Raw genomic sequence first — 14,226 nt, 5'->3', positions numbered from 1 at the left:
GCAAAACATTTAATTCATAAAAATCAAATAGATAGGCTTTTACCCAAGTTTTCCCAAAGACTCCCTCTTTTGCCCTAGATAACAATCGCTTCGGCCTTCGCCTCGCTCTACACTCAGTAACTGAATATGACAACAACGAGGCTTTCTAATGAAACACTTAAAAACAATCTTGATAACAGCAGCAGCCGTTGGCTTGGGTGCTACTAGCATAAACTCCTCTGCAGCATCTAACTGCGCGACTTGTGGCGGCTGGTTTTACACGGCACAACAGTATACGGGTAACTATAGCTACAATTATGACTCTCGGGGGCCATTCAGTACTGAAGAAGCGTGTAACTTAGCTCGAAACGCTGACTTTGGAGATGGCGACACTTGGTTACCGAGTGAGTCACTTGGAAATGGCTGCTCATGGCGCTTTGAAACCGATTATGCTGCTTATGAAGAAATTTTCGACTCATACAACCTAGCCTCACCGGGCGGTAATGGTGGTACTGGTTATGGTGACACCATTGGGGCGCTTATCAGCGATAAAGAATTGATTCGTGATATCACGACGTTACGCGACGTTTTCGAAGTTGATGCATATGAATCGAAATTGGAATCCATGATTGTCGATCCCAATAATGATGAAGACAGTGCTCGTGAACTAAAGCGCTAAGCTAGAGGGTTAAGTTCCTTTTCTTAGGGTAAAGAAAAAGCCGCTCAGTGTTTCCACTAGCGGCTTTTTTTAAATCTGACTCGGTCATCTAACGATGCCCTTAACCTATTGATGGTTAAGGCCCAGCTAGCCACACCCCGGCACACGAGTCGGCTGCTACCGTTGCTCCCTTCCGGGCCTGGCGGGATTCACAACGTATCGTTGCGGGGGGACCAGCTGAGTTGCGCGCATTATCGCTCAAAGCCTTGCAATAATAAAGCCCTAAAAAGGAAAAAAGTTAGTGCTTCAAAATGCGCATCGTTAGCGATAGTCCTGACTTAAAGCGCTCGAATAAATCCCTGCTGAATTAATTTACCTAGCATCGGATCCGCTTCATTGTCTCCAATGTCTGCATAGTCATAGGTTTTATAGTCACTCCACTGCTCCATGTGTTGTTGTACGGTTAACCCTGATTCGAGCGATGCCAGCTCAAACTGTTTAGCGTTAATCGCATGACTATCAACAAAGTTTCCGTGACTGATCAGTTGCTTCAGATCATCTAAAACCGACTGCATGTCCTGGCTAGCAAAGCGATCGAATTCAATGCGATAGCCAGCCTCAGAGTAGACTTGATAAAAACTGGGGTTATTGGTTTGCCATAAATGCCACACACCAACTTTGTTAGAGTCTTGCGGTGAAAATGCGAGCGTTTCATGGTCAAACCAAACGGTTAGTAAAGATGACGCAGCGCCTTTAGTCACAACAAACTCCGCCTTCTTGGCCGAGGATGAGGGTTGTGCCATGGATAAACTTGATAAGGCCAGAGCCATAAAACATAGTATGGCAGTTAGAGTAACGAGCTTATTCATTTGAAACATAATGTTCACTTCATACATCTGCTTTAGCTTTAATAATGTGGCACCCTCTTCCCAGTCAGAGAGTTAAGGGTGCCAATAAACGTGCTAACTATTGAGTTGCTTCAGCCTTTCCTACTAAATCAGCGATATGATTCATAGCATGGAAAATGTTGCTTTGCTCATGAGTACCACGCAGTAACTGTGCCCCAGGGCCAATGGCATAAATGCCCACATCTTCACCCGAATGAGTCTCAGAACCCAATGGAATCAATGCCTCTTGGTGGAAACCTGTTGACTCAGTATCAATACCTTCAAGGTCATGACGATGGGCAGCGGCTGGATCACCGTATCGCTGATCACCACCATTCCCGTCACCATAGTCGGCAAAGCCTAAGCCATTAGCGTAACCGACGGTGGTGTAAGGCATATCATCTTTAGCCATCACAGCTTCATCGTTAGGGTGTCCCGCCCCATCATTACCTTTGACCACGCCCAAAATTGGGTTGCCTCGCGTAGGATAGCCAGCCAAGGTAAATACATGACTATGGTCAGCAGTAACAATTATCAAGGTCTCGCTTAAATCAACTTTGTCGACAGCGGCTTGTACCGCTTGTGCAAACTCAACAGCATCTTCAAGCGCACGGTAAGCGTTACCAGCATGGTGACCATGATCAATTCGGCCTGACTCCACGGTTAAAAAGAAGCCTTTGTCATTTTTGCTTAAGATATCTATCGACTTTGACGTCATCTCGCTCAACGAAGGTTCGCCCGCCGTATCATTAGCGCGATCTGCTTCATACTCCATGTGCGATGAGTTGAACAAGCCAAGAACTTTGCTTGAATCAGCGCTCAAGGCATCAAAGCCAGCTTGGTCGTAAACATAACTACCTGAGGCATACTTTGCTTTCCATGAATCAATCAAGTTAACGCCATCAGTACGCTTTCCTGACTTTCCTTCTTCATCGGTCACGGTACTTGGAATAAAGTGACGACGACCGCCTCCCATGACCACATCAATACCATCGCCGTATGAGAAATCGACAAGCTGAGTGGCGATATCTTTACAGCCGTTTGCTTTTGCTTCGTCAGTCAGCTTGTCATCGCTTTCCCAGTTGCGCTCAGGAGACTTTGCGTAAGTTGCTGCTGGCGTGGCATGAGTGATACGTGCCGTCGAAACCACTCCAGTAGCCATTCCAGCCATTTCAGCTAACTCAACAGCAGTCACCAACTCATTTCCCTTCGCTGAACCACAGTCCGCTCTTAGAGCGCTTTCTGGATAACCGATCACCCCAGCTTTGGTTTTAACGCCGCTAATCATTGCGGTCATAGTGCCCGCTGAATCTGGCGTTTGCTGGTTGGTGTTATAAGTTTTCGCAAAGCCCGCCACTGGAAATTTATCAAAGCTTAGCTGATACTCTTCCCCTGTGTGACCTGCTTTTTGCCCTGCAAAAATACGAGCGGCTGTGACCGTCGAGACACCCATACCATCACCAACAAAAAGAATCACATTCTTCGCTGAACCCTTTACCAAAACTTCTTCAGTTTCAAGAGCTGCATCAACACGCGTTTTACCTTGATTAAACCACTGATTGGTTTTCGTCCAGTCCACGCTGGATACGGGTGGCTCAGGCTCTGGCGCCGATTCATCATCGTCATTATCACCGAAACATGCCGTTAACAATGTCGCTGATATCAAGGCACTTAATAGTGTGTAAGCATGCTTTTTAGAGTGCTGCTTTTTTTCAAAAATACTCATTGCTTTATCCTCAAATTAAATTCTGATCGCTGTTCATGACAAGCGCCTATTGATAAGCCGCACCACCAAGTTCCGCCGCTTGGTTGATGACGTGGAAAATAACGTTTTGTTCGATAACGCCTTGTAATAAGTGCGCACCAGGGCCGACAGCATGAACCGTAATATCTTCGCCCGCATGAGTTTCAGAACCTAAAGGCACCAATGCTTCTTGGTGGAAGCCTGACTGAGTCGTATCAGCGGATGTTAAATCAACACGGCCTACATGAGCATCGTCGCCATAACGTTGATCACCACCGTTACCATCCCCATAGTCGGCGAAACCTAAGCCGTTGGCGTAACCAACAGTTGTATAGGGCATGCCGTCTGAGGCTAAAGAAGGTTCTGACTTGGGTTGGCCGCTACTATCGGTAGATTTCACCAAACCCAAAATAGGATTACCGCGTTGAGGATAACCAGCAATGGTAAACACATGACTGTGATCAGCCGTTACAAGAATCAAGGTTTCCTCAGGATCCGTGTTATCCATCGCATACTGAACAGCGTTAGCAAACTCGATGGTGTCATCCAAAGCCCGGTAAGCATTGCCGGCATGGTGTCCGTGATCGATACGACCGGACTCAACCATCAAAAAATAACCCTTGTCATTCTTTTTAAGTACGTCCAAAGCACCTTGAGTCATTTCGGTAACCGTCGGCTCACCACCGACATCACTTAAACGATCGGTGTTGTATTGCATGTGCGAGGAATTAAACAAGGCTAATAATTTATCCGTATTGGCCAAATCCAAACCAGCGAAACCGGCTTGATCTTCGACATAAAAGGCCGACTGATCACTGTAACGCTCCAGCCACTCATTGGTTAAGTCGCGTCCATCCGTGCGCTTTCCGGTTTTTCCTTCCGAGTCAGTAACTGTCTCAGGAATAAAATGCCGACGACCACCGCCCATAATCACATCAATACCATCGCCAGCGTCCAATTCAACCAACTGGGCAGCAATGTCTTTGCAGCCAGTAGCTTTAGCCTCATCACTTAACTTATCGTCACTTTCCCAGTTACGTTCAGGCACTTTGGCATACGTCGCGGCTGGCGTTGCATGAGTCACGCGAGCGGTCGAAATAATGCCGGTTGATAACCCTTTTTCTTCCGCCATTTCCAGCGCTGTTTTAAGCTCATAACCGCTCGCTGTATCACAATTAGCACGGTCAGTATCTGGAGCGATGTTTATCACACCGGCCTTTGTTTTAACGCCAGTCATCATCGCCGTCATAGTGCCCGCTGAGTCAGGCGTTTGCTGGTTGGTGTTATAGGTTTTTACTTGTGCACTGTAAGGCATGGTTTCGAAGGAAAGTAAGTTCTCTTCACCGCTATTACCCAGACGCTGTCCGGCTAAGATACGTGCCGCGGTGATCGTCGACACCCCCATACCATCACCAACGAACAGGATGACATTTTTCGCTTTAGACTTTGGAGTTTGATTGAGTTGCTTCTCAATCGCAGCCTGACCATCGGTGAACCAAGGGCTGTTCGACTGAACTTCTGGAAGAACGGCAGAATGCGCGACAGAAACCAATCCGCATGATACCGCCGCAGCTATTATAGTTTTGCTTAGGCGTTGCATAAAATTTATCCTCAATGGAGTTTGTTTATTAAACGCCTATAGAGTATTTGTGGAAAATGACGCTCTGATGACAAACAAGAGTCATTCAGATTGCACCTTGATGACAATCGGGTTGCTCAAGGCCAGGCCGTGAAGCATGTCACTTTTGAAAGTGGAGACTATTTGCTATAAGGTTCTAATAAGCCTGTGTTATATTAAGTGCCATAAAAACACAATCCTCATAAAGCAAACCAAGGTATCCCATGAAAATCGGTATTCTCTCTCGTAACTCTAAACTCTACTCAACCAGCAGGTTAGTAGAAGCAGCTAAAGAACGCGGTCACGAACCTCAAGTGGTCGATGTCTTGAAATGCTTTATGAATATCACAGCCAACCGCCCCACGGTACACAGCAAAGTTAAAGGCGAAGTCACCCAGCTCAGTTTTGATGCCGTGATCCCTAGAATTGGCGCTTCGATTACCGCATACGGCACAGCGGTATTGCGTCAGTTTGAGGTTGGTGGCGTTTACTCGGTTAATGAATCCATCGCCATCACGCGCTCTCGAGACAAGCTTCGCGCGCACCAATTATTAGCGCGTAAAGGTGTTGGCATGCCAATCACCAGCTATGCTCACTCCGTTGATGCGACCGATGAAATTATCCAGTCGGTTGGCGGTGCTCCGCTGATCGTGAAGATCATAGAAAGTACTCATGGTAATGGCGTTGTGTTGGCTGAAACCAATAAAGCGGCGGAAAGCTTAATCAATGCTTTTAGAAGCCTCAATGCAGACTTTTTAGTACAAGAATTTATTAAAGAGTCGGGCGGCTCAGACGTTCGCTGCTTTGTTGTTGGCGATAAAGTTATTGCCGCCATGCAGCGTAGCGCAAAAGAAGGAGAATTCCGCTCAAACCTTCACCGCGGCGGTAGCGCTGATGTGACCAAGCTTAAGCCTGAAGAAAGAGCGTTAGCAGTAAGAGCTGCAAAAGTCATGGGGTTAGACGTGGCAGGCGTCGACCTACTTCGCTCAGCTCACGGCCCTCTCGTGATTGAGGTTAACTCGTCACCCGGACTCGAAGGTATTGAGAAAGCCACGGGCAAAGATGTTGCCGGTGCCATCATCAGACACATTGAAAAAGATGCTCTAAAAGGCCCGAATAAGCCTAAAGGCAAAGGTTAATTGGCTCACGCGAGGTAAATCAGAGTGACAAAAATGACGGTCGGCTGGAAAGAAGAAGCGAAACTTTCTGAGCTAAAGATAGATCCAATTAAAGTGAAAGTGGATACAGGGGCCAAGACCTCAAGCTTGCATGCGTTTGATATCCACTCCTTCGAAAAAAACGGCGTAAGCTTTGTCGAATTCAAGACTTGCCCGGACAAACGACACCCGAAAAAGGTTATTGAGTGTCACTGTGAAGTCATCGACTACCGCAAAATAACCAGCTCCAACGGGCAGACGCAGCTACGGTATGTCATTCGCACTCCCATTACTATTGGTGATAAGACCTGGGACATCGACATCACATTAGCTGACCGTAAGAAAATGCGCTATAAGATGCTTCTTGGACGAGAAGCCATGAAAAACCTTTTGGTCTCACCTCATAAGTCCTACCTTCAGTCCGACTAAGAGAAACTTGCCAACGCTGTAACTTTCCGCTATCTTACGCGGCCTAAAAGCACTCTTGTGCTAAAAAACTTACGGTGACGTGGCCGACGACTGCATGGAGGCAGGAGTTAGAGTAATTCAGGAGCAATTACCGAGTGGCTGACAAACCGCAGGTTTGAGTGCTGGAGCTTCGCGACAGCAACCCGGAGGGCGAGAAAGCGTCAGCTTTCGAGTAACGCGCAAGCAACAGTGCGCCGATTATATAAAGTTGTAGATGTCATAAAACATCTCAAAATAAAAAGTTTACGGTGAAGTGGCCGAGTGGCTGAAGGCGCACGCCTGGAAAGTGTGTATACGTTAGTAGCGTATCGAGGGTTCGAATCCCTCCTTCACCGCCAAACAATAAATACCCGCCCTGTGCGGGTATTTTTTTATCTGTGACCATAGGATATTCTGTCATGAATTGCGAAGCTTGGTTCGATAAAATCGTCAGAAGCGATTTTGAGCAGCAAAGCCAGTGAAAGGTAAAACACATGTCTGTTTTCAGTCAATTCAAATCGACATTAGAACCCTCAGTGGATAGACTTATCTATCCAGGTACTTTGAACTAAAACAAAAACAATGCTCTCACAAACTCAAACTTTTGTACTGGCCATTGGCGCGTTTCAAGGGTTTCTCTTGTTCATGCTTCTAATAAGTGACAAGCGAGTCAATTACGCCAGTAAACTACTGGGGCTACAATGTTTATTTATCGCCACCACTTTTGTCTTACCACTGATAGTAGCCGATGATCCTAGTAACTTTTCATGGCTGGTAGGCTTTTTAGTTTTTTTACCCGCCAGTTATGGTGCGCTAATTTACTTATACTGCCGAACTGCGATAACTGGTTCGCCCCTTAAATCAACCGACTTCTTGCACGCACTGCCGTTGTTGATTTGCTACTCACTCAATTACGACATCCTACTGTCCCCTGAAAAAGCACTAAGTTTTGTGCAAATGCCTGAAACAACACTTATTAGACACAGCATCACAAAGATCGTTTTTTACGGTCAAGCTCTGTTTTACTCGGTGTTATTGCTGAGGATGCTCAGTCGTTACCAAGCTCAAGCTAAACAAACACTGTCTTCCTATAATCCTGATATCTTTCGATGGCTCTGGAGCCTCGTCGCATTCACGGTTTCGATATGGACTTTAAAAGTCGCTTTCTACTTTTTAAACCTATCATCCGCTGTAAATACTCTTGCTGATTTGCTTCTGGTATTAATGGTTTACTTTATCGCCATTATTCAATGGCGTAACCCGAGTTTGTTTCACATTAAGCAACTCACGGAGCAACTAGAACAACAAGAGCCGCCACAAGCACAAGAGCCATCTCGTGGCTTATTAGACCTTGAAATGCGTTCGAATATTTTGCAATTGGTACAGGAACAGGTCAAAAAGGAAGCATTATACAGAAATAGTGAATTAACATTATCAACTCTAGCAGAGAAGGTAGGCGTTAGTGTGCATCAATTGTCCGAGACACTAAACCAATACGGTGGCAAAAATTTTAATCAATTTATCAACGAGTACCGGGTAGCCGAAGTTTGTCAGCGTCTTGACCAAAAGAGTGAGCAAAAGTTAATAGATTTAGCCATGGATGCGGGGTTTTCGTCTAAAAGTAGTTTCAATGCAATATTTAAAAAAGTCACAGGACGAACACCGAGCCAATACCGTTGCCAGTGATCTTACGCTTCTGTTTTGTTCATTTTTTAATCTATAACAGGTGTAAAACCAATATTGTACGTCTAATGTTATAAAACTGGACGAGTCAGCACCCCTTAGGTGTTGAAATTAGGCCATCATTAATTGATGGAATCTAAATATGTTAAAAACAATTTCTAAATGGCTTTTGGCCCTTATCTCAAGCATTGCGATACTGGCGACCGCCTATTTACTGTGGTTTAAAAACGGCGTCAACTTTATTTACGGTGCACACACTGAGTTAGTTGATCACACTGCTTTCGCCTCACCTATTGAGCTTACAGCCATTACCAACGTGAATGTGCTATCACCAGATGGTCAGTCGATGCTCTCTAACCGAACCGTAGTTATTGATGGCAAGGAAATTATATCCGTTACTGCCGAAGGTTCTGTTCCTGCCAACGCAAGAGTAATTGATGCTCGAGGAAAGTACATGATTCCAGGGTTAGTTGATTCTCATACTCATATTCTTAAGAGTCCCAACGACCTGCTGCTTTATGTTGCCAATGGTGTCACCCATATTCGTGACTTGGGTGGTCCCTCAAACCGCCTTGAAATACGCGAAGAGATCGAGCAAGGCCGTGTTGGACCAAGAATGTTCGTCGCCTCACCACCAATTGACTCGATGGATTTTCTGCAAGGTGCCTTTTGGGAGCTCATTACCTTCCATAAGAATACTCATGACGTTGAGCACGCAAAAGCCATGGTCAAAGAGTTTGCCGAACAGGGTTACGATGCCATTAAAATCTACCATCTAGATATGCCCACTTACCGAGCTGTAAACCAGTTAGCAACTGAGCTAAACATTACCACTACCGGCCATTTCCCTTTATCCATGGAGTTATCAGAACTTGCAACAACACAACAAAAGGAGGTGGCACACCTTGAGGAAATTGTTCGTGTACTCATTCGGGAGTTTGGGTCGATCAATAATAAAGGAACTGCGGCTTTTTATGCTCATGTAGAAGCCCGTAGCGATGAAATAATAGATGACCTTTTAGCTAACGAAATTACTGTGAACTCAGTGTTATGGTTTATGGAAAGTATTCATGACCAGTTCAGCGATCTTGAAAATGCTTTAAAGGAAGTTCCTATTGAGTATGCTAACCCCGGAATTCTCGAAGGAACCAAAGACTCTGAAGAATTCAAAGTTGGCTGGCTCCCAAGCTATAATCAATTTGAGGCTACCAGCAATCCTTCTGAAGAAATATATAGTAAAAACGATATTTTTTGGGCAGCTCGAGAAAAAGCACACCATATTCTTTTAAAAGCTATGATTCGACGAAGCGTTGATATTGTTGCTGGGACTGACTCTGGGGCCAATTTGGTTGTACCGGGATTTTCCCTACATGATGAACTGGAATCTCTTAATAACGCCGGCATGACCCCAGCTCAAACGCTTGCTAGTGCGACGATAAAACCTGCAGAATTAATGAATAGTAATGCTGGAATTATCGAAGCTGGCCGACGCGCTGACTTACTAATATTAAATAAAAACCCACTCATTAATATTCGTAACACTCGTACTATCGATACAGTGGTACTCGCTGGCCGCGTCATTGAACGCAATCAACTAGACGCAATGCTTGCCGCTATAAAAGAGGCGAATGAGAAAAGCCGAAAAATTAATATCGATAAGTATCTATAAGTCATAGCACAAGTCTTGTGGAGAAAGTAACACCAGAAGATATTATGTATCCACCGACTTTCTCAAAAGCCTTTTAAATAGGTACTAGAACATACCCTAAACAAAATACCCGCCTTTGCGGGTATTACTATAGTGACCTCTTTCTTGTAACACTTGGTTATTCTTACAAACCGTCAACTCAAACCGATTGTAGATAGTTCACGCTAAACAATTCGTTTTCATCAAGCCAGCTATGTTCCAAGGTAAACCCCGAAGAGTTTGCCAGTTGCCGGATACCGTCAATAGTATACTTATACGAGTGTTCAGTATGAATGAGCTCTCCCTGTTCAAACGTTATGAGCTCACCTAAAACTCGGTACTCTTGTGGCTCAGTGCTTTTTAAGTACATTTCAATCCGCTGTTTTTGTGAGTTGTACAAAGCCATATGTTCAAATTTTTGAAGCTCAAAGCCGGACGATAAAATATCGTTAATATGCGATAACGTATTAAGGTTAAACTCAGCGGTTACGCCTTCTTTATCATTGTAAGCTGCATGGAGGATGTCATTATCTTTATGCAAATCTACCCCTAAAATCATTCCACCACTATCACCAACCAGCGTTCTCATTTGCTTTAAAAACTGTAGCGCATCCTCGGGTTCAAAGTTGCCTATGGTGGAGCCTGGGTAAAAAGCATATTTACGGTACTTCCTCAGTCTCTCAGGGATGACAATCGGTTCGGAAAAATCACTAGCTACCGGCACTACATCAAGCCATGAATAGATCTCAGAAAGTCTTTGTGCGGACTGTTTGAGAAACTCTGCGGATACATCCTGTGGAACATAAACTTTGGGGTGAAGTGCTGGTAATAGATATTCGATCTTTTTGCAGCTCCCTGCGCCCGGTTCTACGATTAAAGCATCTCTTTCAATAAGGTTAGCAATATCTTCCGCTCTGGATTGTAAAATGCCACGCTCTGTTCGTGTCGGGTAATACTCATCAAGCTGGGTAATTTTTTCAAACAGCTTTGAGCCATGATGATTATAAAAGTACTTCGGGTTGATGTATTTTTGTTCAGCTTGCAACCCTTCCATGATTGCAGCTTGTTCTTCATTTAAAGTTAGCGACTTAGTCACAGAAACTCCTTAAAGGTCTTTCGCTAAGCGAATACCTGAAAACTGCCAACGGGCGTCAGGATAAAAAAAGTTGCGGTAGGTATGGCGCAGGTGACTTTGTGAGCTCACGCAAGAGCCTCCACGCAACACAAATTGGTTAGCCATAAACTTACCGTTGTACTCACCAACAGCTCCAGCTAAAGGCTGATAACCGGGATACGGCGAGTAACTGCTTGATGTCCACTGCCATAACTCTCCATACATCTGCGTAACGGCATGCCCTGTTTTTTCTGGTTGGGAAGGTGAATAGTTTTCCGACTCTAAGAAGCTACCTCTGACCTCCTGCTCCTTAGCAATTCTTTCCCACTCCTGCTCAGTTAATAGTCTCGCCCCTTGCCATTCAGCGAATGCCTGAGCTTCATAAAAACTCACATGAGCAACAGGCTCCTCACCAATGACTCTCTCAATACCATTGAACGTAAAGTGATACCACTCACCATTCTTTTTGAACCAGTACAGTGGAGCTTGCCAATCTTTGTGTTTCTTAGCCTCCCAACCATCGCTAAGCCAGAGTTCGGAAGCTTCATAACCACCCTGCTCAATAAATTCAATGTACTCTTCATTCGTCACTAAACGGTTAGCCACTTTAAAGCCGTTAATGAAGTGCTGATGTTGTGGCGTCTCATTATCGAACTTAAAACGAGACTGGTCACTCAAGTCGGCGCCAATAGAGCATAGCTCTGAGCCGAATTCAATCCACGCCATCTTTTCTGGCTGGCTCTGCTTTGCTTTGGATGGTGCTTGAGACAAGTAGCTTGGGTACAGTGGATTTTGATAGAAATTATACTTGAGGTCGGTTAAGAGTAGTTCTTGATGCTGCTGTTCATGATGAATACCAAGCACGATTAACGACAGCAATTCTACATCATACCCTGCACTAGGCTCTGCATCAGACTCAGCTCCCGACAAAGCTAACAGTTGATTAACTGCCTCAGTGACTTTTTGGCGATAATCAAAAATTTGCCCGACAGTTGGCCTAGATAGCAAGTGACGCTCAGGACGCCGAAACTGTTTACCCACAGCGTTGTAGTAGGAGTTAAATAAGTACTCAAACTGTGGGTGGTATGGCTCAAAGCTTTTAGCATAGTGTTTCAAGATGAACGTCTCGAAAAACCAAGAGGTATGGGCAAGGTGCCACTTCACTGGGCTGGTTTCTGCGATAGCCTGTAGATTGTAGTCTTCAACATCAAGACTTTGGCATAAGCGTTCGGTTAACTCTCGGGTTGAGTTGAATTGCTTTACAACTTCCCCTAGCTGAGTATTTGGCCTAACCTTGTCCAACATTCAACAACCTTATGTCTGTTTAAATGATTTGTTAATACTATATTACCGCTGAATATCAACATTACCAGATATCCAGACGTCCCCATTAACTACACGGCCAACTAATTCAGCGCCTTCTTTAGAGTATTGCCGTGCTTTAAAGTTACATTGATTTAATTGCTGGTGCCAATAACTCAGCAACACTCGATGCGCCGAACCTGTCGCTTTATCTTCGATAACACCATGCTGCGGTGCGAAGTAGCGAAAACCATAATCATAACCTTCAACCTGGCTTTTCTGAGTAACTATCAATGCGCGCTGAGTATTTTCAACCAATACTCTGGAATTAACGTTTAATTGGTCTAGGGCCGTAGATTGCGGCCAGCGCATAACCCAATAGCCGCTGTCTGGGCCAGCAAGGGAAGCTGCTTCAGGCGGTATATTAAAACAATCCTTGGCCCAAAGCGGGATATCAACGGCGTAGGATGGCAAGGCATCGAGTTGTATTTCTACACGCGTATCTTCTTGACTGACGTGCGCTTCAACTACGGTTTGCGGAGTATCTAACCTAAAACTTAAGGCATTATCGTATTCAGCTAAAACCTTAGCGCAAGCCAGTAAGCCATGGCCGCAAAGCTGTATCTCATGCGTTGCGTTGAAAAAGCGGACGTTACATTCTTGAGCAGAAACTTGATGAATAAAGCATGTTGCTGGGGCTTTGTCATTGCTTGCTATAGCTTGCATGTCAGAACTGGATAGGCTTTCATCAAGCCTATAAACGACAGCTGTTGTACCCTCGAGATCAGGAGTTGCAAATACTCGAACCAGATGTCTTGTTAATGGCTTTATTGGAGGCACAAAATCACCGCTAATACATGTGTGAATTCATTATGCTGAGATTGTTCTCGAAGTTCAAATGGTGACCATAAAAAAGCCCGCGGCACTATACAGTTTAGCGGGCTGGAGAGTCTCATTGGTATGACCCAATGATAGGCAAAGCTCTTAAGAGTTTAACGTTGCTAAAATATCGTCATCAGAACCTTCGTCAATATCATCAAACAGGAAAGTACTTAAGTAACGCTCACCAGTATCCGGAAGCATGGCTAAAATATTTGCCCCCTCTGGCGCATCTTTAGCGGCTTCAAGAGCAGCGGCGAAAGTCGCACCCGATGAAATACCACAAAAGATACCTTCGCTACGTGCTAGTGCCAATGAGGTATCACGTGCGACCTCATCCGAAATTGGAATCACTTGATCATAAACATCGCGGTTCATGACATCGGCCACAAAGTCTGGTGTCCATCCTTGAATTTTGTGGGGCTGCCACTCCTTACCTTGTAATAAGGAAGCAACTTCAGGCTCCGTAGCAATAATTTTGATATCTGGACGTGCAACTTTTAGCACTTCACCAACACCGGTGATAGTTCCTCCTGTGCCATACCCACTGACAAAATAATCTAATTTTTGATTGGCAAAAGCTCGTAGGATTTCTGGCGCGGTAGTATTGCGGTGATACTCAGGGTTAGCCAGATTTTCAAACTGTCGCGCTAGGAACCAACCGTTTTTGTCAGCCAGTTGTTCAGCCACTTTAACCATTCCCGTACCACGCTCAGCGGCAGGCGTCAGTACAACCTTTGCACCCAGCGCACGCATGATTTTACGTCGCTCAACTGAAAAGGTTTCCGTCATGACGGCGACGAAAGGATAACCTTTGGCAGCGCAAACCATTGCCAGAGCAATGCCGGTATTACCAGAGGTCGCTTCAACCACAGTTTGTCCCGGTTTTAACAAACCACGCTTCTCGGCATCATTGATGATTGCGAACGCTAAACGATCTTTAACCGACGCTAGCGGATTAAAATACTCCGCTTTGACAAACAAATTAACGTGCTTAGGGCCTAAGCGGTTAATTTTGACGATCGGGGTGTTGCCAATCGTATCTAAAATGGAATCATATATCCTAGTCAT

General features: G+C 45.0%; 12 protein-coding genes, 1 tRNA gene and 1 other RNA gene. 6 read left to right on the top strand and 8 right to left on the bottom strand.

Going from position 1 to position 14,226, the window contains the following annotated elements; genetic code table 11:
• Positions 1–148: 148 nt before the first annotated feature.
• Positions 149–658: a hypothetical protein gene (locus tag ABD943_RS11400; protein ID WP_345293308.1), complete on the top strand. Its 510-nt coding sequence runs from the start codon at positions 149–151 to the stop codon at positions 656–658.
• A 121-nt stretch (positions 659–779) separates the two neighbouring features.
• Here the strand turns inward: ABD943_RS11400 and ffs are convergent.
• From ffs to ABD943_RS11380, 4 genes are all read right to left on the bottom strand, one after another.
• Positions 780–876, bottom strand: an RNA gene (ffs, locus tag ABD943_RS11395) — signal recognition particle sRNA small type.
• A gap of 99 nt (positions 877–975) precedes the next feature.
• Positions 976–1,440 carry a hypothetical protein gene (locus tag ABD943_RS11390; protein WP_345293388.1) on the bottom strand — a complete coding sequence of 155 codons (465 nt, stop codon included), beginning with the start codon at positions 1,438–1,440 and terminating at the stop codon, positions 976–978.
• Between the two features lie 163 nt (positions 1,441–1,603).
• The gene (locus ABD943_RS11385; RefSeq protein ID WP_345293307.1) at positions 1,604–3,250 is read right to left on the bottom strand and encodes an alkaline phosphatase; all 1,647 of its coding nucleotides are present in this window, start codon (positions 3,248–3,250) and stop codon (positions 1,604–1,606) included.
• 46 nt (positions 3,251–3,296) lie between these two features.
• Positions 3,297–4,868, bottom strand: coding sequence for an alkaline phosphatase (locus ABD943_RS11380; protein WP_345293306.1), 1,572 nt, complete (start codon positions 4,866–4,868; stop codon positions 3,297–3,299).
• Positions 4,869–5,110: 242 nt separating this feature from the next.
• Between ABD943_RS11380 and rimK the strand changes: the two genes are divergently transcribed.
• The 5 genes from rimK to ABD943_RS11355 all read left to right on the top strand — a co-directional run bounded on the left by rimK (position 5,111) and on the right by ABD943_RS11355 (position 9,842).
• Positions 5,111–6,025, top strand: a complete 915-nt coding sequence (gene rimK / locus ABD943_RS11375) for a 30S ribosomal protein S6--L-glutamate ligase (RefSeq protein WP_345293305.1) — start codon at positions 5,111–5,113, stop codon at positions 6,023–6,025.
• Between the two features lie 33 nt (positions 6,026–6,058).
• Positions 6,059–6,472 (top strand): ATP-dependent zinc protease family protein, encoded by a 414-nt coding sequence (locus tag ABD943_RS11370; RefSeq protein ID WP_345293384.1) that lies wholly within the window; start codon positions 6,059–6,061, stop codon positions 6,470–6,472.
• Between the two features lie 286 nt (positions 6,473–6,758).
• Positions 6,759–6,849: transfer RNA gene (locus tag ABD943_RS11365), tRNA-Ser, on the top strand.
• 286 nt (positions 6,850–7,135) lie between these two features.
• The gene (locus ABD943_RS11360; RefSeq protein WP_345293304.1) at positions 7,136–8,176 is read left to right on the top strand and encodes a helix-turn-helix domain-containing protein; all 1,041 of its coding nucleotides are present in this window, start codon (positions 7,136–7,138) and stop codon (positions 8,174–8,176) included.
• A gap of 139 nt (positions 8,177–8,315) precedes the next feature.
• Entirely contained in the window at positions 8,316–9,842 is a 1,527-nt protein-coding gene (locus ABD943_RS11355; protein ID WP_345293303.1) for an amidohydrolase family protein, read from the top strand.
• 178 nt (positions 9,843–10,020) lie between these two features.
• Here ABD943_RS11355 and egtD read toward each other — a convergent pair whose 3' ends face one another.
• The 4 genes from egtD to cysK all read right to left on the bottom strand — a co-directional run bounded on the left by egtD (position 10,021) and on the right by cysK (position 14,226).
• Positions 10,021–10,956 carry an L-histidine N(alpha)-methyltransferase gene (gene egtD / locus ABD943_RS11350; protein WP_345293302.1) on the bottom strand — a complete coding sequence of 312 codons (936 nt, stop codon included), beginning with the start codon at positions 10,954–10,956 and terminating at the stop codon, positions 10,021–10,023.
• Positions 10,957–10,965: 9 nt separating this feature from the next.
• Positions 10,966–12,279 (bottom strand): ergothioneine biosynthesis protein EgtB, encoded by a 1,314-nt coding sequence (egtB, locus tag ABD943_RS11345; protein ID WP_345293301.1) that lies wholly within the window; start codon positions 12,277–12,279, stop codon positions 10,966–10,968.
• A gap of 42 nt (positions 12,280–12,321) precedes the next feature.
• Positions 12,322–13,116 (bottom strand): PhzF family phenazine biosynthesis protein, encoded by a 795-nt coding sequence (locus ABD943_RS11340; RefSeq protein WP_345293300.1) that lies wholly within the window; start codon positions 13,114–13,116, stop codon positions 12,322–12,324.
• 144 nt (positions 13,117–13,260) lie between these two features.
• A complete protein-coding gene (gene cysK, locus ABD943_RS11335) occupies positions 13,261–14,226 on the bottom strand; it encodes a cysteine synthase A (RefSeq protein WP_345293299.1) in 966 nt (321 codons plus the stop codon).

The sequence above is a fragment of the Kangiella marina genome (assembly GCF_039541235.1).
Classification (GTDB): Bacteria; Pseudomonadota; Gammaproteobacteria; order Enterobacterales; family Kangiellaceae; genus Kangiella; species Kangiella marina.
The sequence above is the reverse complement of the archived record's forward strand: the minus strand, read 5'-3'. Positions and strand labels throughout refer to the sequence as shown.